19 protein-coding genes are annotated in these 21,045 nt (G+C 61.8%); 4 read left to right on the plus strand and 15 right to left on the minus strand.

Going from position 1 to position 21,045, the window contains the following annotated elements:
* Positions 1–60 precede the first annotated feature (60 nt).
* The gene (locus AB4O35_RS19085) at positions 61–987 is read left to right on the plus strand and encodes a carbon-nitrogen hydrolase family protein (protein ID WP_065876364.1); all 927 of its coding nucleotides are present in this window, start codon (positions 61–63) and stop codon (positions 985–987) included.
* Between the two features lie 22 nt (positions 988–1,009).
* Here the strand turns inward: AB4O35_RS19085 and AB4O35_RS19090 are convergent, their stop codons facing one another.
* The 3 genes from AB4O35_RS19090 to AB4O35_RS19100 are packed head-to-tail and all read right to left on the minus strand — an operon-like array spanning position 1,010 to position 3,468.
* Positions 1,010–1,561, minus strand: coding sequence for a GNAT family N-acetyltransferase (locus AB4O35_RS19090; protein WP_065946412.1), 552 nt, complete (start codon positions 1,559–1,561; stop codon positions 1,010–1,012).
* 5 nt (positions 1,562–1,566) lie between these two features.
* Positions 1,567–2,028: an LEA/WHy family protein gene (locus AB4O35_RS19095; protein WP_025857294.1), complete on the minus strand. Its 462-nt coding sequence runs from the start codon at positions 2,026–2,028 to the stop codon at positions 1,567–1,569.
* Between the two features lie 12 nt (positions 2,029–2,040).
* Positions 2,041–3,468, minus strand: coding sequence for a nucleobase:cation symporter-2 family protein (locus AB4O35_RS19100; RefSeq protein ID WP_065876362.1), 1,428 nt, complete (start codon positions 3,466–3,468; stop codon positions 2,041–2,043).
* A gap of 234 nt (positions 3,469–3,702) precedes the next feature.
* Between AB4O35_RS19100 and AB4O35_RS19105 the strand changes: the two genes are divergently transcribed.
* Entirely contained in the window at positions 3,703–5,328 is a 1,626-nt protein-coding gene (locus AB4O35_RS19105) for a methyl-accepting chemotaxis protein (protein ID WP_065881563.1), read from the plus strand.
* Positions 5,329–5,459: 131 nt separating this feature from the next.
* On the opposite strand, the gene AB4O35_RS19110 is transcribed toward AB4O35_RS19105, so the two are convergent.
* From AB4O35_RS19110 to AB4O35_RS19155, 10 genes are all read right to left on the minus strand, one after another.
* Entirely contained in the window at positions 5,460–6,437 is a 978-nt protein-coding gene (locus tag AB4O35_RS19110) for a 2-hydroxyacid dehydrogenase (RefSeq protein ID WP_065946411.1), read from the minus strand.
* Complete coding sequence (locus AB4O35_RS19115; RefSeq protein ID WP_065876359.1) at positions 6,434–7,726, minus strand: MFS transporter; 1,293 nt, start codon at positions 7,724–7,726, stop codon at positions 6,434–6,436. The genes AB4O35_RS19110 and AB4O35_RS19115 overlap by 4 nt, the downstream gene beginning before the upstream one ends.
* A 45-nt stretch (positions 7,727–7,771) precedes the next feature.
* Positions 7,772–8,713 (minus strand): sugar kinase, encoded by a 942-nt coding sequence (locus tag AB4O35_RS19120; RefSeq protein ID WP_065881559.1) that lies wholly within the window; start codon positions 8,711–8,713, stop codon positions 7,772–7,774.
* Positions 8,706–9,488, minus strand: a complete 783-nt coding sequence (locus tag AB4O35_RS19125) for a sugar phosphate isomerase/epimerase family protein (protein ID WP_065881558.1) — start codon at positions 9,486–9,488, stop codon at positions 8,706–8,708. Before AB4O35_RS19125 ends, AB4O35_RS19120 begins: the two co-directional genes overlap by 8 nt.
* A 144-nt stretch (positions 9,489–9,632) precedes the next feature.
* Positions 9,633–10,661, minus strand: a complete 1,029-nt coding sequence (locus tag AB4O35_RS19130; protein ID WP_139113269.1) for a LacI family DNA-binding transcriptional regulator — start codon at positions 10,659–10,661, stop codon at positions 9,633–9,635.
* A gap of 108 nt (positions 10,662–10,769) precedes the next feature.
* Entirely contained in the window at positions 10,770–11,357 is a 588-nt protein-coding gene (locus AB4O35_RS19135) for a LysE family translocator (RefSeq protein WP_065881557.1), read from the minus strand.
* A gap of 54 nt (positions 11,358–11,411) precedes the next feature.
* A complete protein-coding gene (locus AB4O35_RS19140) occupies positions 11,412–12,251 on the minus strand; it encodes an AraC family transcriptional regulator (RefSeq protein WP_065876354.1) in 840 nt (279 codons plus the stop codon).
* Between the two features lie 73 nt (positions 12,252–12,324).
* On the minus strand, positions 12,325–12,966 hold the full coding sequence (locus AB4O35_RS19145; RefSeq protein WP_065876353.1) for a DUF1345 domain-containing protein: 642 nt from the start codon (positions 12,964–12,966) through the stop codon (positions 12,325–12,327).
* A gap of 283 nt (positions 12,967–13,249) precedes the next feature.
* Positions 13,250–16,342 (minus strand): efflux RND transporter permease subunit, encoded by a 3,093-nt coding sequence (locus AB4O35_RS19150; RefSeq protein WP_065946410.1) that lies wholly within the window; start codon positions 16,340–16,342, stop codon positions 13,250–13,252.
* A gap of 12 nt (positions 16,343–16,354) precedes the next feature.
* Complete coding sequence (locus AB4O35_RS19155) at positions 16,355–17,512, minus strand: efflux RND transporter periplasmic adaptor subunit (RefSeq protein WP_049708619.1); 1,158 nt, start codon at positions 17,510–17,512, stop codon at positions 16,355–16,357.
* A gap of 316 nt (positions 17,513–17,828) precedes the next feature.
* On the opposite strand from AB4O35_RS19155, the gene AB4O35_RS19160 reads away from it, so the two are divergent.
* Both AB4O35_RS19160 and AB4O35_RS19165 read left to right on the plus strand, forming a co-directional pair.
* The gene (locus tag AB4O35_RS19160; RefSeq protein ID WP_065876350.1) at positions 17,829–18,530 is read left to right on the plus strand and encodes a response regulator; all 702 of its coding nucleotides are present in this window, start codon (positions 17,829–17,831) and stop codon (positions 18,528–18,530) included.
* A 3-nt stretch (positions 18,531–18,533) separates the two neighbouring features.
* Positions 18,534–19,835, plus strand: a complete 1,302-nt coding sequence (locus AB4O35_RS19165; RefSeq protein ID WP_065876349.1) for an ATP-binding protein — start codon at positions 18,534–18,536, stop codon at positions 19,833–19,835.
* Here the strand turns inward: AB4O35_RS19165 and AB4O35_RS19170 are convergent, their stop codons facing one another.
* On the minus strand, positions 19,836–20,504 hold the full coding sequence (locus AB4O35_RS19170) for an anti-sigma factor (protein ID WP_065946408.1): 669 nt from the start codon (positions 20,502–20,504) through the stop codon (positions 19,836–19,838).
* Positions 20,501–21,016: a sigma-70 family RNA polymerase sigma factor gene (locus tag AB4O35_RS19175; protein WP_065881544.1), complete on the minus strand. Its 516-nt coding sequence runs from the start codon at positions 21,014–21,016 to the stop codon at positions 20,501–20,503. The genes AB4O35_RS19170 and AB4O35_RS19175 overlap by 4 nt, the downstream gene beginning before the upstream one ends.
* Positions 21,017–21,045 lie beyond the last annotated feature (29 nt).

A 21,045-nucleotide genomic window follows, 5' to 3' on the forward strand; every position in this document is an offset into this window, starting at 1 on the left:
CTTTATTCATGATCGAGGCTGACGGGAGAATGGGCAACCCCTGACTTCGGAGTGATCGTGATGCCTGTATCGACTGTAGCGGCCCTGCAAATTGGGTCCTTGCCGGGTGGCAAGGCTGAAACCCTGGCGCAGATCCTCGCCTATGAAGACGAAATATCGCGCAGCGGCGCGCAATTGGTGGTGATGCCCGAGGCATTGCTGGGTGGCTATCCCAAAGGCGAGGGCTTCGGCACGCAGCTGGGATATCGCCTGCCCGAGGGGCGGGAAGCCTTTGCCCGATATTTTGCCAATGCCATCGATGTGCCGGGCGCCGAGACCGAAGCGCTGGCCGGCCTGTCGGCGCGTACCGGTGCCAGCCTGGTGCTTGGCGTGATCGAGCGCAGTGGCAGCACGTTGTATTGCACGGTGTTGTACTTCGAACCGGCGGGTGGCTTGGTCGCCAAGCACCGTAAATTGATGCCTACCGGCACCGAACGACTGATCTGGGGCAAGGGCGATGGCTCAACCTTGCCGGTAATCGATACGGCAGTCGGGCGCATCGGCGGCGCGGTGTGTTGGGAAAACATGATGCCGCTGCTGCGCACGGCGATGTACGCCAAGGGTGTGGAAGTGTGGTGCGCACCGACAGTGGACGAGCGTGAGATGTGGCAGGTGAGCATGCGCCATGTGGCTCATGAGGGGCGCTGCTTTGTGGTCAGTGCGTGTCAGGTGCAGGCTTCGCCCGAGGCGCTGGGGGTGGCGGTGGCCAACTGGCCGTCGGAGCGTCCGTTGATCGCGGGCGGCAGCGTGATTGTCGGGCCGATGGGCGATATTTTAGCGGGGCCTTTGCTGGGTAAGGCGGGGTTGTTGACGGCGCAAATCGATACGGCTGACCTGGTGCGAGCGCGGTATGACTATGACGTGGTGGGGCACTACGCCCGGCCGGATGTGTTCGAGCTGACGGTGGATGAACGAGCGAAGCCGGGCGTGCGCTATATCACGGACTGAAACGCGGTAGAAAAATGGGTTTTCATTGGCTGAGGGATTTGGATTTCAGCCATTCATCGCGGGTCATTTCCCAGATGTCTTTTGGGAAGCTGCCCTCGACAAACTCGCCTTTCTCCGTCCTGATCAAACGCATGCCTGTGCGTTCGGAGATGCGCCGCGATCCCCGGTTAGGCGCGGCCTTGGGCACGCGCATCACCGGGCGTTTAAGCACACCAAACCAGTAGTCGGTCACCGCCGCGCTGGCTTCACTCATCAACCCTTGCCCCTGCCACTGTGGGCCGAGCCAGAAGCCTCGGTTGTTGTCCGGCTCATCCATCAAGCTGACATTGCCGATCAACTGCTCCGGCGCGCTTTTCAAGCGGATCGACCAGTGCCATTCCTCGCCACGGGCCATGGCGGGCAGGGCGATCTGTTCCAGGTAAGCGTGTGCACCATTGGCCGGGTAAGGCCAACGCACCAGGGCGTTCAGGTAGCGCACCACTTGCCAATGGGGGAACTGCTGTTGGATTCCCTCTGCATCGTCGAGGGTCAGCGGGCGCAGGATCAGGCGGTCAGTCAGCAATACAGGCTGCATGGCGTTTACCAGGTCACCGTATTCGGGAGGTCCAGCGTGCCACGGTCGACAAAGCGCATCGTACCGAACAAGCCACCCGCCAGTTTGCCCCGCAGCACGTAGGGCAGGTTGTTCAAGCTTTGGGTTTGGCTCAGGCCCAAGGTCTGGCGCAACACGGAAAACGCCGAAACACTCACCGGCACCATCAGCACCGTCTCGGAAAACCGAGGGATAGACCCGCTCTGATCACTCACCCCAGACGCCAACGGCCGTCCATTGACCTCCAGGTCCAGGGCCACGCCGTTGTAGTCAATCGCCGTTTCATTGGGGTTTTGCACCCGCAGCTTCACGGCAAAGCGTACTTCCAGATCCTGGCTTTGCAGGGGTTCGATGCCCACCACGTTGATGTTCACCGGGTCGCGATTGGGGAACAGCGCGCAGGCGCTCAGGGTCAGCAGCAGTAGCGATAGAACCATGAGCTTGCGCATATAACAGTGCTCCTATTTCGTGACGTCCGGGTCCTGCATCACCTTGAGGGTCGAGGACTCCGGATCAAATTCATCTTCTTCCAGCTCTATGAACTCTTCCGGCAGGAAAATGTTCAGCAGGATTGCACAGAATGCGCCCACGGTGATCGGCGATTCGAAGATGTTGTGCAGCGCCTTGGGCAGCTCGCGCAGTACTTCCGGCACAGCGGCAACGCCCAGGCCCATGCCCAGGGAGATCGCCACGATCAACACATTGCGTCGGTGCAACCCGGCTTCGGCGAGGATCTTGATACCCGCCACGGCCACGGTGCCGAACATGATCAGGGTCGCGCCGCCCAATACCGGCTTGGGCATCAATTGCAGCACCGCGCCGATCATCGGGAACAGCCCCAGCAACACCAGCAGGCCGGCGATAAAGTACGCCACGTAGCGGCTCGCCACGCCGGTCAACTGGATCACGCCGTTGTTCTGGGCGAAGGTCACCATCGGCAGGCTGTTGAAGGTGGCCGCCATCGCCGAGTTGAGGCCATCGGCCAACAGGCCGGACTTGATGCGCTTGATATACAGCGGGCCCTTGACCGGCTGTTGGGAAATCATCGAATTGGCGGTCAGGTCGCCCGCCGCTTCCAGGGGCGAAATCAGGAAGATCACCGCGACCGGGATAAACGCCACCCAGTCGAACGAGAACCCGTACTTGAAGGGCACCGGCACGCTGATCAACGGCACCTGTGGCAGTGCCGCCAGGTCCACACGGCCCATCAGCCAGGCCACCACGAAGCCCAGGGTCAGGCCGATCACGATGGACCCCAGGCGCAGGAACGGGTTGTTAAAACGGTTGAGCACCACGATGGTCAGCAGTACCAGCGCTGCCAGGCCCATATTGCTGGCGGCGCCGAGGTCGCTGGCGCCAAAGCCGCCGGCCATGTCGGTCACCGCGACTTTGATCAGTGACAACCCCATCAAGGTAATGATGGTGCCGGTGACCACCGGGGTGATCAGCTTGCGCAGCTTGCCGATGAACTGGCTTAGCACCACTTCGATAAATGCCGCGAAAAAGCAGATGCCGAAGATCGTCGAGAGGATCTCATCCGTGCCGCCGCCCCGGGCCTTGACCATAAAACCCGCGCTGAGAATCACACTGATAAAGGAAAAACTGGTGCCCTGCAGGCACAGCAAACCCGAGCCAATCGGGCCGAATTTGCGTGCCTGCACAAAGGTGCCGAGCCCCGACACAAACAGCGCCATGCTCACCAGGTAGGGCACTTCGCTTTCCAGGCCCAGCACGCCACCGACGATCAACGTGGGCGTAATGATGCCGACAAAGCTGGCCAGCACATGCTGCAACGCGGCAAAAATCGCCGCAGTGAAGTGTGGGCGGTCTTCCAGGCCGTAGATCAGGTCGGATTTATAGCGCGGGCGGGGGGCTTGAGCGTCAGACAAAATGCGGGCTCGGGTCAGAAAATGGAGGCGCAGGATGCCAGAAATGGCCAGTCGTCAGAAGTGTAAATAAATATTTATAAAACCCTGCGTAAAACGTCGAAGCCTGCCGATACCTCGTATAGGCCCACATATCAATAACAACAGTGGTGACCAAGGTTTGAGCAGCGCGTTGACGCTGACAGATCGTTTCGCGGCAGGGATGCTCGCAAACACTATTTCTGAGAGCTGCCCCCTATGTCCCTTCGTCAGCTGAATATTGCCCCACGAGCGTTTCTCGGATTCGCGTTCATTGCACTGTTAGTGGTTGTTTTGGGGGTGTTTGCGGTCAACCGCATGACGCAGATACGCCAGTCCTCCATGGACATGGGGACCAACCAACTGCCCAGCGTGACGTTCCTGGGCAACATCACTGAAAACGTGCTGCGCCTTCGCATCCTGTCGTTCCGTGTGCTGGTCAATCGCGAACCGGCCGCCCTGCAGGAAGCCGAAACCCGCATAGGTGTGTTAGCTGATAAGGTCAAGAAGGCCCAGGCTGGCTACGACGAGCTGCCTTCCGGCCCGGAGGAGGCGGCCGTGTACAACGCGTTTGTCACGACGCTGGACAACTACCTCAAGGCCCAGGCTGAGATGCTTGCCCTGTCCAAGCAAGGCAAGGTCGATGAAATGCGCGCCCTGATCAACAGTCGCATCAAGGACGGCACCGACCAGATGGGCGAACAGTTGAACAAGCTGATCGCGCTCAACGCGGCCGATGCCAAGACCGCCGATGCCGAAGCAGGGCAGAGCTATGAAGGTGCGATTACCGGCGTTATTGCCGTTTCGGTCGCTTCCGCATTGCTCACCGTGCTGCTGGCCTGGCTGCTCACCCGCAGCATCGTCACGCCGCTGCGCAAGGCCCTGGCAGTCGCCGAAACCATCGCCAGTGGTGACCTCAGCAAACCCATCGAAGACGATGGCAAGGATGAGCCGGCGCGGTTGCTCAGTGCGCTGGCAGCCATGCAAACCAACCTGCGCCAGACCATCCAGCATATCGCCGGTTCGGCCACGCAACTGGCCTCCGCTGCTGAAGAGTTGAGCGCGGTCACCGAGGAAGCCTCCAAAGGCCTGCAACAACAGAACAATGAAATCGACCAGGCCGCGACGGCAGTCAACGAGATGACCGCCGCTGTGGAAGAAGTCGCACGAAATGCTGTGTCGACGTCCGAAGCGTCCGGGCAGTCCAACCAGGCCGCGCGCGAAGGCCGCGACCGAGTGATGGACACCGTCGGTGCGATCCAGACCATGACCCAGGACGTGCAAAATACCGCCGTGATGATCGAAGGCCTGGCTACCCAGGGCCGCGACATCGGTAAGGTACTCGACGTGATCCGCGCGATTGCCGAGCAGACCAACCTGCTGGCGCTCAACGCCGCCATCGAAGCGGCGCGTGCCGGTGAAGCCGGGCGTGGCTTTGCGGTGGTGGCCGATGAAGTGCGGGCCTTGGCCCATCGCACCGCCCAGTCCACTCAAGAGATTGAGAAAATGGTCGCCGGTATCCAGAACGGCACCGGTGAAGCCGTGCAATCGATGCAGCAGAGCAACCAACGCACCCAAAACACCCTGGAAATGGCCCGCGCCGCCGGGGTGGCTTTGGAGCAGATCACCCAATCCATCAGCCTGATCAACGAACGCAACCTGGTGATCGCCAGTGCCTCGGAAGAGCAGGCCCAGGTCTCCCGCGAAGTGGACCGCAACCTGGTGAACATCCGCGACCTGGCGACTCAGTCTGCAGCAGGTGCCAACCAGACCAGCGCGGCCAGCCATGAGCTGTCGCGGTTGGCGGTGGATTTGAATGGGATGGTGGCGCGGTTTGTGATCTAACAGTCACTGCACGTCAACTGTGGGAGCTGGCTTGCCTGCGATAGCAATCTGTCAGTCAGTACTTCAATGACTGATCTACCGCTATCGCAGGCAAGCCAGCTCCCACATTGGTTTTTGTGGTGTGTCAGGGGTTAGCGTTTCCAAGCCCCTGGATTTACCAGGTTTCGCGGCTTTTCCCCGGCCAACGCCTGCAACAGATTATCCACCGCACATTGGGCCATTGCCTCCCGCGTCTCATGGGTCGCCGAGCCGATATGCGGCGTGGCCACCACATTGTTCAAGCGCAACAAAGGCGAATCGTGATTCAGCGGCTCGCGCTCAAACACATCCAACCCTGCCGCCCGAATCGTGCGCTGTTGCAGCGCTTCGACCAGCGCCGCCTCATCCACCACTTTGCCCCGCGAGATATTGATAAAGATCGTCTCCGGGCCCATCAGTGCAAACGCCTCCGCGCCAATCAATTTCTCGGTTTCAGCGGTGAGCGGCAGGGTCAGGCAGACAAAGTCGGCCTGTTGCAGCAAGTCGTTCAAGCTGCGGTACTGAGCGCCAAAGCGTGCTTCCATCGCCGGCTTGGGCGAGTGGCTGTGGTAGATCACCGGCATGCCAAACCCAAAATGCCCACGCTGGGCCAAGGCTTCGCCGATGCGGCCCATGCCGATGATGCCCAGGGTCTTGCCATGCACGTCGGTGCCGAAATGCGCCGGGCCAACGTTTTTGTTCCACTGGCCGGCGCGCACCATATCCGCCAGTTCGACCACACGCCGGGCCGTCGCGAGGATCAGCGCAAAGCCTGTGTCGGCGGTGGTTTCGGTGAGCACGTCCGGGGTGTTGCTGAGCAGGATGCCGCGCCTCGTCAGGTAGTCGATATCGTAGTTGTCGACACCCACCGACACACTGGCGATCGCTTCCAACTGCGGCGCCAGGTCGAGCAGTTTTGCATCCAGGCGCAGGCTGGCCCCCAGCAGGCCATGGGCGCCGGGCAGGGCGTCGCGCAGCTTGGCCAGGCCAGCGTCATCCAGCGCTTCGATCAGCGTGACGTCGGCCTTTTCATGCAGGCGCGCCATCAGCGGCGCGGACAGTTTCTTGTACAACACGACAGACTTTTTCATGAGGGCTTTACCTTCAACTCCAGGGTTGGCGCCGGCGAGCGGTCGCTGGCGCCGGGCTTGAGGAAAATCGTCAGCACCACCGCAAACATGAGCGCGCCGCTCATCAGCAGGTACGAGGCGCCGGGCGAGCCGGTGCTGCTATTGAGGTAACCCACCAGGTACGAACCGCCGAACGAACCGAGGGCGCCCATGCTGTTGATCAGTGCCATGGCGCCCCCGGCGACGTTGGCCGGCAGGATTTCCGGGACGATGGCGAAAAACGGACCGTAGGGCGCATACATGCAGGCGCCGGCAATCACCAGCAAGGTGTACGACCACCAGAAGTGTTCGGCGCCCAGTACGTAGGATGCGTAGAAAGCGATGGCGGCAATCAGCAGCGGCGGCCACACAAAACGCTTACGTTTTTGCAGCTTGTCCGAACCCCAGGAGACGACGAGCATGCCGATCACCGCCGCCAGATACGGCAGCGCCGACAGCCAGCCGGCCTCGACCATGTCCATCTGCAAGCCGGCCTTGAGGATCGACGGCAGCCACAGCACAAAACCGTACACGCCGATGCTCCAGCAGAAAAATTGCAGCGCGAGGATGATCACCTTGGGCGAACGGAAGGCTTCGGCGTAGTTCTTCACTGCTTTGATGCCGACCTGTTCAGCGGCCAGCGCGGTTTCCAGGTCTTGTTTCTCAGTATCGCTGAGCCACTTGGCATCCTTTGGACGCTCATCGGCCAGCTTCCACCAGATAAACGCCCACAGCACCGCTGGCAGGCCCTCGATGATAAACATCCAGCGCCAGCTGAAATGCTGCACCAGATAGCCCGACACCACCGACATCCACAGCATGGTCACCGGGTTGCCAAGGATCAGGAAGGTGTTCGCGCGGGAACGTTCGGCACGTGTGAACCAGTGGCACAGGTACACCAGCATGGCCGGCATCACCGCCGCTTCCACCACGCCCAGCATGAAACGGATTACGATCAGCATGTAGGCGTTGGACACCACGCCGGTCAGGGTAGCCAGGCCGCCCCACAGGATCAGGCTGACAAAAATCAGTTTTTTAACGCTGCGCTTTTGCGCGTAGATCGCGCCCGGCACCTGGAAGAAAAAGTAACCGAGGAAAAACAGTGCACCCAGCAATGACGACATGCCGGGGGTGATCATCAGGTCTTCGGCCATGCCGGAGGCGGCGGCGAAGCCATAATTGGCGCGGTCCAGGTACGCCAGGCTGTAGGTGATAAACACGATAGGCATGATGTACCACCAACGGCGGGTGGCGAGTTTCACGGTTTCCATGGAGTTGCTCCTGAGCTTGTTGTAGTTGTGGCAACAGGGTGTGGGTTACGCGACGGATCGGGTGGGTAACTCTGAACGGGTGGGCAAACCCTCCATGTCGCCACGGCTCTGCACGGCGCGGCTGCCTATCCAGTTGCCGCGCCGAACCGCCTCGGGGAAGCTGAGGTTTTCCAGCAGAGCGCTGATCATGCCCACGGCAAAACCGTCACCGGCGCCGACCGTGTCCACGACCTTGTCCACCCGCACGGCGGCGACAAAGCCTTGGTCCATCTGGGTGCGGTAGTAGGCGCCGTCCGGGCCGAGCTTGATGGCCACGGCTTCGGCGCCCTGGTCGAGGTAGAACGCGGCGATGTCGGCCGGGTCATCGAAACCGGTGAGCAAACGGCCTTCACTCAACCCCGGCAGCACCCAATCAGCAAGAGCCGCGAGGGCGTTGATTTCGCGGATCATCGTTTGTTGGTCGGGCCACAGCGACGGGCGCAGGTTGGGGTCGAACGACACGCTGCGCCCGGCCTTGCGCATTTGTGTCATCAATTCGGTGGACAGCTCACGCGTCGCCTCAGACAACGCCGGCGGAATACCGGTGGCATGCAGATGGCGGGCTTGCAGTAAGGCAGGGCTGATGGCCGCGATCGACAGATGGCTGGCCGCTGAACCCTTGCGAAAGTACTCCACTTGGGGATCATCGCCGTCCTCTTCGCGGGACTTGAGCTGAAAACCGGTGGGGTGCAACGTATCGACCGCCACATGCCGGCAATCCAGGCCTTCTTTCTTCAGGGTGTCGACCACAAAACGCCCGAGGGAATCGTTGCCCACCTGGCTCAGCCAGGCCACGTTGAAGCCCAGGCGCGACAGGCCAATCGCGACGTTGCTGTCGGCGCCCGCGATGCGTTTATGGAATTGGGCCACGTCGGCCAGATCGCCGGTTTGCTCGGCGACAAACATCGCCATGGTTTCACCAAACGAGAGGATATCGATCTCAGACATGCGCATTCTCCGCACGAGGTTGGCCCAGCAGGGTGAGGGCGGCGACTTGTTGCGCGGTGATTTCGATCAAGTCATCACCTTGCAGCGGAAATTCCACGGCCCGGGTAATACCTGGAGTCATGTGTTTGAGCAGTTGTTCCCACAGATGCAGGTCGGTGGCGCCAGGCGGCAGGGCGACCAACTTGCCATCTGCGCGGCGGGCCACCGCCTTGCAGTGCAGGTAATCCACATGTCGGCCCAGCAGGCGTGCGGCGGTGAGGGCGGATTGGTCCTGCCATTGCCAGTTGCCGATATCGAAAGTCATTTTCACCGGTAGGCCGAGGCGTTCCACCTCGGTGAAGAAACGTTGCATTGGCTCGATCCGGCCGCCGTGCAGGGTCTGGTCGTTCTCTACCAGCAGTTGGACCGGGTGGCGGCTGAGCAGGGCGTGCAAGCTTTCCAGGTCGTTGGTGTCGGTGAAGTAGCCGAGGGAAACTTTCAACCAGCGTGAGCCAAACGCCTGCGCCCGACCCAGGGTCGCCGCGAGTTCGGCATTGGGTTGGGCGCGGCCGGCGACCCAGAGCTCCAAGGGGGACGAGAACACCGATTCCAGAGCCTGCTGCGCCGCGGCCTGGGCCAGTTCGGTAGGCTGTTCATCCGTTAAAAGCTCTTCGCGCCATTCGATGCGCTGGGCGCCGGCGGCGGTGAGTATCTCGACAAAACTCAATTGGCCCTGCTGGCGTACCAAGTCGGCGCCGTAGCTGGAAAGGCTGATGGAAACGGGGTATTTATGCATTGTTGTGTACCTCTGAAACCGGTTTCATTTTTATACGAAAATGTTGAAACAAGAGTGGCGTAGCAGCTGTCGAGCCCCGGCGAGGCTGCGTCAGCGGTGTCTCTGATGTACCGCCGACGCAGCCTCGCTCGGGCTCGACAGCTGCTACGGGGTGTTTCCTCGCTGAGGCTGGGTTGAGCCGCGAATGATCAGTTGTGGCAAGAAATCCACGGTACGCGTTGGCTCGGTATCGCCGCGCAAGCGCTTGAGCAAACAGTCGAACGCCGTGGCGCCAATCGCCTCGGTCGGCTGGGCGAGGGCGGTGATGCCAGTGCCCACCAGCGGGTACCAATCCAGGTCATCCAGGGCGATCAGACCGACATCCTCAAACAGGTTGCAGCCTAGATTCTTGAGCGCACGGGTACAGGCCAGCGCGGCGACGCCGTTCGCGCAGAACAACGCTTTGGTGCCGGGTTTGGCAAGGAAAGTGCGCAGATGAGTTTCCAGCTCGCCATCCAGCTCCAGCACCGCACCGGTCAACGCCGGGCGGCTGGCAACCTCAGCCTTGAAGCTCTCCAGGCGCTCCAACCGCGAACTGGTGCCGTCGGTGGCTTCGCTCACCAGCAGCACATCGCGGTAACCCTGTAGCGCCAGGTGTTCCACCGCCATACGCACCGCCGCCGGGTTGTCCAGGCCGACCAGGTCGCTGTGCAGCGGTTCGACCTTGCGGTCCACCAGCACCAGTGGCATTTCCCGTTGCAGTTCCAGCAGTTGGTCCACGTGATGGCCGAGGGTGTTCACGATCAACCCTTCGATGTTGTACGAACGCAGCGCCGCCAAGTGCTGGCGTTCTTGCTCGTCGTCGCGGTCGGTGTTGCACACCACCAGGCTGTAGCCGTGCTGGCGGCAGGCGGTTTCGACGCCGTGCATCACGGCAATGGAATAGGGGTTGCGGATATCGGCCACCAACATCCCGATCAGGCGGGTGCGGCCGCGTTTCAGGCCTCGGGCCATCTGGTTGGGACGGTAGCCAAGGTGTTCGATGGCTTGCTCGATGCGCAGGGCAATGGCATCGGAGAGCAGGGCGCGGTCGTCGCCGATAAAGCGCGACACGCTGGCCTTGGACACGCCGGCGCGCTCGGCCACGTCAAGCATGGTCACACGGCTGCGCTGGGCGGCAGAAAAGTTGTTCACGGTCATCGACCTTCTATTTTTATTGGAATGACTGAAACCGGTTTCAGGAAACCATCAAATGAGGAAAGTCGTCAAGTTGTTGTAGGACAGAGTCAGATAGCCGGTGCGTCAAACCACCACACTCAGCCAGGTCGCGACCAGCAACAACAGGGCCATGCCTCGGTTGAAACGCTGCATGGCCTTGGCCGAACGAAACACCCTAGCCGACCCGGCACCCAACAGCGCCCAGGTGCCCAGGCACGGCAGCGAGATCAGGAAAAACACCAGGGACAGGTACACCACCTGGCTCTGGCGATCAGCACCATTGCCGGCAAACACACTGACTACCGCGAGGGCCATCATCCAGGTCTTCGGGTTGATCAATTGCAGGCTGGCCGCGCCGATCAGGCCCAGAGGCTTTTCGGGGGTATCCACTTCGAGGGCCTTTGCAGGTGCGCTGAAGATCTGCCAGGCCAGGTAACTCAGCCAGGCGACGCCGATCCATTGCATGGCCATCTGCACTGTTGGCAACTGCACCAACGACTGGCCAACGCCGCTCCCCACCAGCAATACAAGGCTCGCAGCTCCGGCGCAGGCGCCGAGAATGATCGGCAAAGCGGCTTTGAAACCATGACGCGCGCTGTTACTCAGTACCAGGATGTTGGTCGGGCCGGGGGTGATAGACGCAACAAAAGCAAACAGCATGAACGGCAACATGGCAGCAGACTCCGAAAGACCAAGCGATGGTGTCGATCTTCACAAGCCTGTGCGTCACCTGTCTGGAAGATTTGAGCAGCGCTTGCGGTACGCCGCAGGCGTGAGGCCGTAGGCGCGCACAAACCAGCGGCCCAGATGGCTCTGGTCGGCAAAGCCCAGGGCAATCGCTACGTCTGCCGGTTGTTCGCCCTTGGCCAGCAAGTGCCGGGCACGGGCCAGGCGCAGTTGCACCAGGTAAGCGTGGGGCGGTAGGCCAAACGCGCTTTTGAAGGCGCGGCTCAGGCGGAAACGGTCGACGCCGCAGGCCAGGGCCAGTTCGTCCATACCCACATCAACGTGCAGATGGGCATGCAGGTATTCGCGCGCCTTGTGTGCCACCAGCGGCAATCGTGGATCTTCACGGTAACGGGTGCGCCAATAGAGTTGGCCGGTGAGACGTTCGAGTAAGTGGTCCATGGCCTGTTGCCGAACGATACGCAGCTCACCGCAGTGCAAGGTCTGGAAGGCTTGGCTGGTGGCCAGGGCCAAGCGTGGGTCGCTGGTCAAGGTGCTGGCGAAACCCAGTTGGCTGCCCTGCGGTGCCTCTTCGAACACTGCACTTACTTCCCGCGCCAACCAGTGAGGGTCGAGGTAAAGCATGTGGTAGGTAAACCCGTCGGCGGTGGGCGCGTCGCCGTCATGCAGCTCGCCGGGTTCCACCAGAAACACTTGGCCGGGCACGCTGTTGTGGCGGGCGCGGCGACAGTTGAATTGCTGCACGCCTTGTTCGGTAACGCCGATCAGATAGCTGTCGTGCCAGTGCGGGTCGTAGGCGTGGCCTTCAAAGTGCGCGCGCAGGGTCTCGATGCCGGTGTCGGCGTCCTGGGACAGGTCGATCCAATTGTGCGCGGCCATAAAACACCGAGGCGGAATAAGTGAGGCTATTAGCGCCCGGCGCGTGGTGGGCGTCTAGAAGGTTTGTGCAGCGTCAACCGAACAGCCCGGCGGCGATATTGATCGAGAAGCCCAGGATCGCGGTATTGAACAGAAACCCGATCAGCGATTGCCCCAGCACGACTTTACGCATGCCACGGGTGGCGACGCCCACGTCGGAGGTCTGTACCGCCACGCCGATGGTGAAGGAGAAGTACAGAAAGTCCCAATAGTTAGGCGTCAGCAAACCTTCGGCAAAACGCAACGCCGGCTCCTTGCCGCCCCAGGTGTAATACAGGCGCGCGTAATGCACGCTGAAAATCACCCCAATCAGCAACCATGAGCCGATCACCGTCAGCCCGGTAAAGCCGTAGTGCAGCAGACGTTCAGAGGTGGCGAGGTCCTTGCTGCCGACCAGTTCGAAGGTAATGGTTGCCAGGCTGGCGATGGCGGCGATGCACACCGTGAACAGGACCGAACCGGCGTTTTCATCTTCGATCTCGGCGATGCGCTTGACGTCCTCGGCCTTGGCACGACGGGTCAGCCACAGCATCAGCACCAGGTAGGTCCAGACCCCGGCGTTCCAGCCGATGAGGATTTTGCTGACGAGCGTATCGGCGGGCGCCAGGATGCCCACGGCAAGCCCGAACACGGCGGCGGCGGAGAGGCGAGGGTGGGTGCGGGCGAGGAAGGGCATGGTGGCTCACTGCTTACTGTTTGTGAGCACCATAGCTTATTCGACTGAACGCGATCATGAATGTGATCAATAACCCCTGTGGGAGCTGGCTTGCTTGCGATGGCTGCTTGTCAGGCGACCGGGCCTTATGTGTGTAAACCGATTTAAATGTGGGAGCGGGCTTGCTCGCGAAGGCGGTGTTTCAGTCGATACCTACCTCACTGACACACCGCCTTCGCGAGCAAGTCGAATCGTCGCACCGCCGCTCCCACATTTTTGATCCAGTACCCATTCAAGAATGGGTCTACCGGGGGCGTTTCTTCACCAACTTCATGACCACCACAAAAAACACCGGCACAAACACCACCGCCAACGTCGCGGTGATCATCCCGCCGATCACCCCCGTACCAATCGCCTGCTGGCTGGCCGAGCTGGCACCTGTCGCAATCGCCAGCGGCACCACGCCGAGGATAAACGCCAGCGACGTCATGATGATCGGGCGCAAGCGCAACCGCGCGGCTTTCAAGGTGGCGGTGATCAGGTCTTCGCCCTGGTCATACAGGTCCTTGGCGAACTCGATGATCAGGATCGCGTTCTTCGCCGACAGGCCAATGATGGTGATCAAGCCGACCTTGAAGAACACATCGTTGGGCATGCCGCGCAAGCTCACCGCCAACACGGCACCGAGTACGCCCAACGGCACCACCAGCAATACCGAGGTCGGGATCGACCAGCTTTCATACAGCGCCGCCAGGCACAGGAACACGATCAGCAGCGACAGGCCCAACAGTATCGGCGCCTGGGAACCGGACAGGCGTTCCTGCAACGACAAACCGGTCCATTCCTGGCCCAGGCCGGCCGGCAATTGGCTGACCAGGCGCTGGATTTCATCCATCGCCTCACCGGTACTGTGGCCCGGTGCCGCTTCGCCGGAAATCGCAATGGCCGGGTAGCCGTTGTAGCGCGTCAATTGCGCCGGGCCCTGGGTCCACTTGGCTTCGACAAAGGCCGACAGCGGCACCATCTTGCCGGCGTTGTTGCGCACGTGGATCTTCATCAGGTCCGCCACCTGGCTGCGCTGGTCGCCTTCGGCCTGCACCACCACCCGTTGCATGCGGCCCTGGTTGGGGAAGTCATTGATATAAGCCGAGCCGATGGCCGAGGACAGCACGTTGCCCACGTCGGCAAAGGCCACGCCCAGTGCGTTGGCCTGCTTGCGGTCGACTTCCAGCTGCACTTGCGGTGCTTCGGCCAGGGCGCTTTCGCGCACGTTGGCCAGGATCGGGCTTTTCTCGGCGGCGGCCAGCAATTCCGTGCGCGCGGCCATCAACGCGGCATGGCCGACACCGCCCCGGTCCTGCAAGCGGAACTCGAAGCCGCTGGACGTTCCGAGGCCATCCACCGGCGGCGGCAAGACCGCGTAGGCAATCGCATCTTTCAGTTCGGTAAAGGCCATGTTGGCGCGGTCGGCAATCGACGCGGCGGAGTCATCGCTGCTGCGCTCCGACCAATCCTTGAGCGTGGTAAACGCCAGCGCGGCATTCTGCCCCGAACCGGAGAAACTGAAGCCCATGATCATGGTGGTGTCGCCCACCCCAGGCTCTTTGGCGTTATGCGCTTCGATCTGTTCGGCCACCTGCACCGTGCGGTTCTTGCTCGCGCCCGGTGGCAACTGGATGTCAGTGATGGTGTAACCCTGGTCTTCCACCGGCAGGAACGAGGAGGGCAGGCGGCTGAACATCCACCCCAGGCCCACCAGCAGCACCAGGTAAATCAGCAGGTAACGGCCGCTGCGCTTGAGGGCATAGGCCACCCAGCCTTCGTAGCGGTCGGTGAGGCGTTCAAAGCGCTGGTTGAACCAGCCGAAGAAACCGCCTTTGGCATGGTGCTCATCCTTGGCGATCGGCTTGAGCAAGGTGGCGCACAGGGCCGGGGTCAAGGTTAGCGCGAGGAACGCCGAGAACAGGATCGACACCGCCATCGACAACGAGAACTGTTGGTAGATCACCCCCACCGAACCCGCCATAAAGGCCATCGGCAGGAACACCGCCACCAGCACCAGGGTGATGCCGATGATCGCGCCGGTGATCTGGCCCATGGCCTTGCGCGTCGCTTCCTTGGGCGACAGCCCCTCGGTGACCATGATCCGCTCGACGTTTTCCACCACCACAATCGCGTCGTCCACCAGGATACCGATGGCCAACACCATGCCGAACATGGTCAGCACGTTGATCGAGAACCCCAGCAACAACATGGTGGCGAAGGTGCCCATCAACGCAATCGGCACCACCAGTGTCGGGATCAGGGTGTAGCGCACGTTCTGCAGGAACAAAAACATCACCGCAAACACCAGCGCCATGGCCTCGAGCAGGGTGTAGACCACCTTGGTGATCGAGACTTTGACGAACGGCGAGGTGTCGTACGGGATTTTGTATTCCACATTGGCCGGGAAGTAGCGCGACAGCTCGTCCATCTTCGCCCGCACCAGGGTCGCGGTGTTCAGCGCATTGGCGCCAGGTGCCAGCTGCACGCTGACCGCTGTCGACGGTTTGCCATTCAGTCGCGTGGAGAACTGGTATTCCTGGCTGCCGACTTCCACCCGTGCCACATCGCCGATGCGCACAGTGGAGCCGTCGGGATTCGCCTTGAGCACGATGTCGGCGAACTCGGCCGGCGTGGACAGCTGGCCCTTGACCAGGATCGCGGCGGTGATTTCCTGAGTCTTGGTACCCGGCAAATCACCGATGCTGCCCGCCGATACCTGGGCGTTCTGCGCGCTGATTGCGGCGTTCACGTCGGCCGGGGTCAGGTTAAAACCGATCAGCTTCTGCGGGTCGATCCAGATTCGCATCGCACGTTCGGCACCATACAGCTGGGCCTTGCCCACACCGTCGAGGCGCTTGAGTTCGTTCATCACGTTGCGCGCCAGGTAATCGCTGAGCGCTACATCATCGAGCTTGCCGTCGCTGGACGTGAGGGTCACCAGCAACAGGAAACCGGCGGAGACTTTCTCCACCTGCAAGCCTTGCTGGGTCACCGCTTGCGGCAGGCGCGGCTCGACCGCTTTCAGGCGGTTCTGCACATCCACCTGCGCCATTTCCGGGTTGGTGCCCGGCTGGAACGTCGCGGTGATGGTTGCCGAACCCAGGCTGCTCTGGGACTCGAAATACAGCAGGTGATCGGCGCCGTTGAGCTCTTGCTCGATCAGGCTGACCACGCTCTCATCCAGGGTCTGCGCCGAAGCGCCGGGGTAGACCGCGTAGATTTCGACTTTTGGCGGCGCGACGTTGGGGTACTGCGCCACCGGTAGCTGCGGGATTGCCAGCAAACCGGCGAGCAGAATAAACAGGGCAACCACCCAGGCGAAGATCGGGCGGTCAATAAAGAACTGCGGCATGGTCAATGATCCTTATTGGCCGGAGGCCTGGGCGAGCGGCGTCGGGCTGTCATCTACGTCGACTTTTTCACCGGGGCGCGCGTGCTGGAGGCCTTCGACGACGATGCGGTCACCGGCCTTGAGGCCGCTGCTGACAATCCAGCGATCATTGATCACCGCGCCCAGCTCCACCGGCTGCTGGCTGACGGTTTGTTCGGCGTCCAGCAGCAAGACCATCGGGATACCGGCGCTGTCACGGGTAATGGCGCGTTGCGGCACGCTGATGCCTTGCTTGTCGACGGCTTGCTCCAGGCGCACCCGCACAAAGCTGCCGGGCAGCAGGTCGAGGTCCGGGTTGGGGAATTCGCTGCGCAGGATGATCTGGCCGGTACCGGGGTCGACGCTGATCTCGGCAAACAGCAATTTGCCCGGCAACGGGTAGAGGCTGCCGTCGTCCTCGATCAAGGTGGCCTTGGCCTGGTCCTGGCCGACCTGCTTCAAGCTGCCGGCACGGAAGGCACGGCGCAGGTCATTCAGCTCGCGATTGGACTGGGTCAGGTCGGCGTGGATCGGGTCCAGTTGCTGGATGATCGCCAGCGGCGTGGCCTCATTCTGGCCGACCAGGGCGCCCTCGGTCACCAGCGCACGGCCAATACGCCCGGAAATCGGTGCGGTCACGGTGGCGTAGCCCAGGTTCAACTTGGCTCGCTCGACGGCAGCCTTGTTGGCGGCGACCTCGGCGTTGGTCTGGCGCACGGCGGCGCGGGCGTTGTCGTAGTCCTGGCCGCTGATGGCGTTGCCTTCCACCAACTGGCTGTAGCGCTGCTCTTGCAGGCGCGCCTGGAAGGCATTCGCCTCGGCCTTGCTCAGATTGGCCTGGGCGCTGTCGAGGTCGGCCTTGAAGGGCGCCGGATCAATGCGAAACAGCACGTCGCCCTGTTTCACGTCACGACCTTCCTTGAACACCCGCTGCATCACCACACCCGCGACCCGTGCGCGCACTTCAGCGATACGCGGCGCAGCAATACGCCCGCTCAGTTCGCTGGTGATCGACAGGGGCTTGGCTTCAAGGGTTTCGATGCGCACTTTGGCCAGCGGCATTTGCGGCGCTTCGCCCGCGGAGTCACCGCACGCGCTCAGGGCAAGGGTGAGGGCCAGCAGGCAAAACGGCGCAAACAGATTCTTCGACATGCTCTTATCCCAATATTGACTGGCGCATCCTAAAGTCACCTGCGCCGTGGTGCTGTGAAGCTGTGTAGCGGGTCTGTGAAGAAATGTAAGGTGCAACGCGTTGTGAGCGTTGGGCGTATATCCTTGCACAATCCTGCAAGCGCCAACGATTCAACATGTGGCAACCGGCTTGTGTGGGAGCTGGCTTGCCTGCGATAGCATCACCTCGGTCTACCTGATAGACCGCAGTGCCTGTATCGCAGGCAAGCCAGCTCCCACACAAGCAGCGCCCACATTGGATTTGTGTACCGCCCATCACTGCTTATTTGGAAACACCATGCCCAACATTCTCCTGGTGGAAGACGACGCCGCACTCTCCGAGCTGATTGCCAGCTACCTGGAGCGCAATGGCTACCACGTCAGCGTGCTCAGCCGTGGCGACCACGTGCGTGAACGCGCGCGCTTGAATCCGCCGGACCTGGTGATCCTCGATCTGATGCTGCCCGGACTCGACGGCCTGCAAGTATGCCGATTGCTGCGGGCCGACTCGGCGGGCTTGCCGATCCTGATGCTCACGGCGCGGGACGACAGCCACGATCAGGTGCTGGGCCTGGAAATGGGCGCCGACGACTACGTGACCAAACCTTGTGAACCGCGCGTGCTACTGGCCCGTGTCCGCACGTTATTACGGCGCAGCAGCTTGTCCGAACCCCAGGCGGCCAACGACCAGATCATCATGGGCAACCTGTGCATCGACCTGTCGGAGCGCACCGTGACCTGGCGTGAACAACCGGTGGAGTTGTCCAGCGGCGAATACAACCTGTTGGTGGTGCTCGCACGGCATGCCGGCGAAGTACTCAGCCGTGACCAGATCCTGCAACGCCTGCGCGGTATCGAGTTCAACGGCACCGACCGTTCGGTGGACGTGGCGATTTCCAAGCTGCGCCGCAAGTTCGACGACAACGCCGGTGAAGCGCGCAAGATCAAGACGGTGTGGGGCAAAGGCTACCTGTTCAGCCGTTCCGAGTGGGAATGCTGATCGATGGTTCGCGTACTGTTTCGCCTCTATCTGATCACCATCGTCACCTACAGTGCGGCGATCTACCTGGTGCCCACGCTGGTGATCCAGCTGTTCGAACACCGCTACGTGAATTACAACATCGAGCAGACCCGCGGCCAGCAAAAGCTGATTGTCAAACAATACCTGCGCGCACCTGTGGAGCGCTGGTCACAGGTCACCGACCAACTGGGCCGCGAATTCGCGCCGCTCAGGGTTCAATTGCTGCTGCGCCAGGACGCCAGCTACACCCCGGCTGAGGAAAAGCTACTGGAGCAGGGCAGGTCGGTAGTGCGCCTGGGCGAATGGGGCTGGATGGAGCAAATCAGCACTCCGATCAATGAGCAATTCGTGGTCAAGCTGACGATACCGCCTGACCCGATGGACATGAACGTGCTGTATTGGGCGATCAACGTGTTGATTGTTGCCGCGCTGCTGGCCTGCCTGTTGGTGTGGCTACGCCCGCACTGGCGCGACCTGGAACGCCTGAAAAGCACCGCCGGGCAATTGGGCCAGGGCAATATGGCGGAACGCACGCGCATTCCGGCCAGCTCCAGCATCGGCAGCCTGGCTTCGGTGTTCGACACCATGGCCGACGACATCGAATACCTGCTCAATCAGCAACGCGACCTGCTTAACGCGGTCTCCCACGAGCTGCGCACGCCGCTCACGCGCCTGGATTTCGGCCTGGCCCTGGCGCTCTCCGAAGACTTGCCCGAGGCCAGCCGTGAACGCTTGCAAAGCCTGGTGGCGCATATCCGCGAGCTGGACGAACTGGTGCTGGAGCTGCTGTCCTACAGCCGCCTGCAGAACCCGGCGCAATTGCCGGAGCGGGTGGAAGTGGTGCTCGATGAGTTTATCGACAGTGTGCTGGGCAGCGTCGATGACGAACTGGAAAACCCCGAGATCGTCATTGATGTGGCGCTCGACTGCGCCGTGGAGCGCTTCAATCTCGACCCGCGCCTTACTGCCCGCGCGTTGCAGAACCTGCTGCGCAATGCCACGCGTTACTGCGACAAGCGCATTCAGGTCGGCGTGAAGGTCTGCCCCAAAGGCTGTGAAATCTGCGTGGACGACGACGGCATCGGCATCCCGCTGGACCAGCGAGAGCGCATCTTCGAGCCGTTCTACCGCCTTGATCGCAGCCGTGACCGCGCCACCGGCGGTTTTGGCCTGGGCCTGGCCATCAGCCGACGCGCCCTGGAAGCCCAGGGCGGCACCTTGACGGCATTGGCTTCGCCGCTGGGCGGTGCACGCTTTCGCGTGTGGTTGCCCAGCGTCGCCTGATCAGAGCACCTTGACCGCGCGGCCAATTGCCTGGATCGGCCCGGTGGGTTTGCCGGTCGGCGAGCCGCGCGGGTCTTCCAGGGTCAACTCGAACAGCTGGTTCTGCGTGAGCGGCGGCAGCTTGTCCAGCGGTACCGACAGCGTTTGCCCGGGTTTGACCAGGCCCAGGGATACCGGCCCCTGCCAACCGTCACCCTTGGTCCAGAACTGCAGGGCTTTGTCCGCCGGCACTTCCATCACGCCCAGCGGGATCAACTGAATCTGCTGATTGTCACTGGCCTGGATCACCCAGCCCGGGGCCTGGCTTTGCGGCGCCACCAGCACCACGACAAAGGTCGGGTCGGCGGTGGGCGGGCGGGTCAGCAGCAGCGTGGCCAGTACCAGGGTTGTCACCAGCCCGGCACCGGCCAGGCCGCGCCACACGGCCAGCAGATCCCACCAATGCGTGCGGGCGCTGGCGATGTTGCGTTCGATACGCCGCCACAGCTCAGAGGAGGGTGGCACCGGCTCCGCGAGTGCGGTCAGCGGCAACAGGCGATGCTCCCAGGCGTCCACTGCGGCGCGTAATTCGGCGTCGTGCTTGAGCCGTTGTTCCACATCGGCGCGTTGTTCGCCGGGCAGGGTGCCCAGCACGTATTCGCTGGCCAGTTCGTCCAGTGGGTTGCTCATGCCATGCACTCCCGCAGCGCGGCGAGGCTACGTTTGATCCAGGCTTTGACGGTCCCCAGTGGGGTGTCCAGTTTCTGGGCGATTTCGCTGTGGGAATAACCGTCGACGTAGGCATGCAGGATGCAGGTGCGACGGGCCGGGTCGAGCTGCTCCAGGCAGGTGTGGACCTGCCCGGCGCGTTTGCTGAATTCAAAGGTGTCGGTTGCCGCGACTTGCTCGTGTTCTTCGCCCAACGGAACTTCGCGGTAATGGTTACGCACAACGTTGAGCGCCAGGTGCCGGGTCACGCTGAACACCCAGCCACGCGCTGAACCGCGACTGGGGTCGAAACTGCCGGCACCGCGCCAGATCTTGATAAACGCGTCGTGCACGATGTCTTCGGCCAGGGACTTGTCCCTGGCGATGCGCAACGCCACGCCGAGCAAACGGCTGCTGTCCTGCTCATAGAGCTGGTGCAGGGCACGCTGATCGCCACGGGCGCAGGATTGCAGACAGGCTTCGTAATCAAACACGCGGTGCTCCCCCCAACGATCGGCATTGG

The organism is Pseudomonas sp. H1_A03, assembly GCF_054685145.1.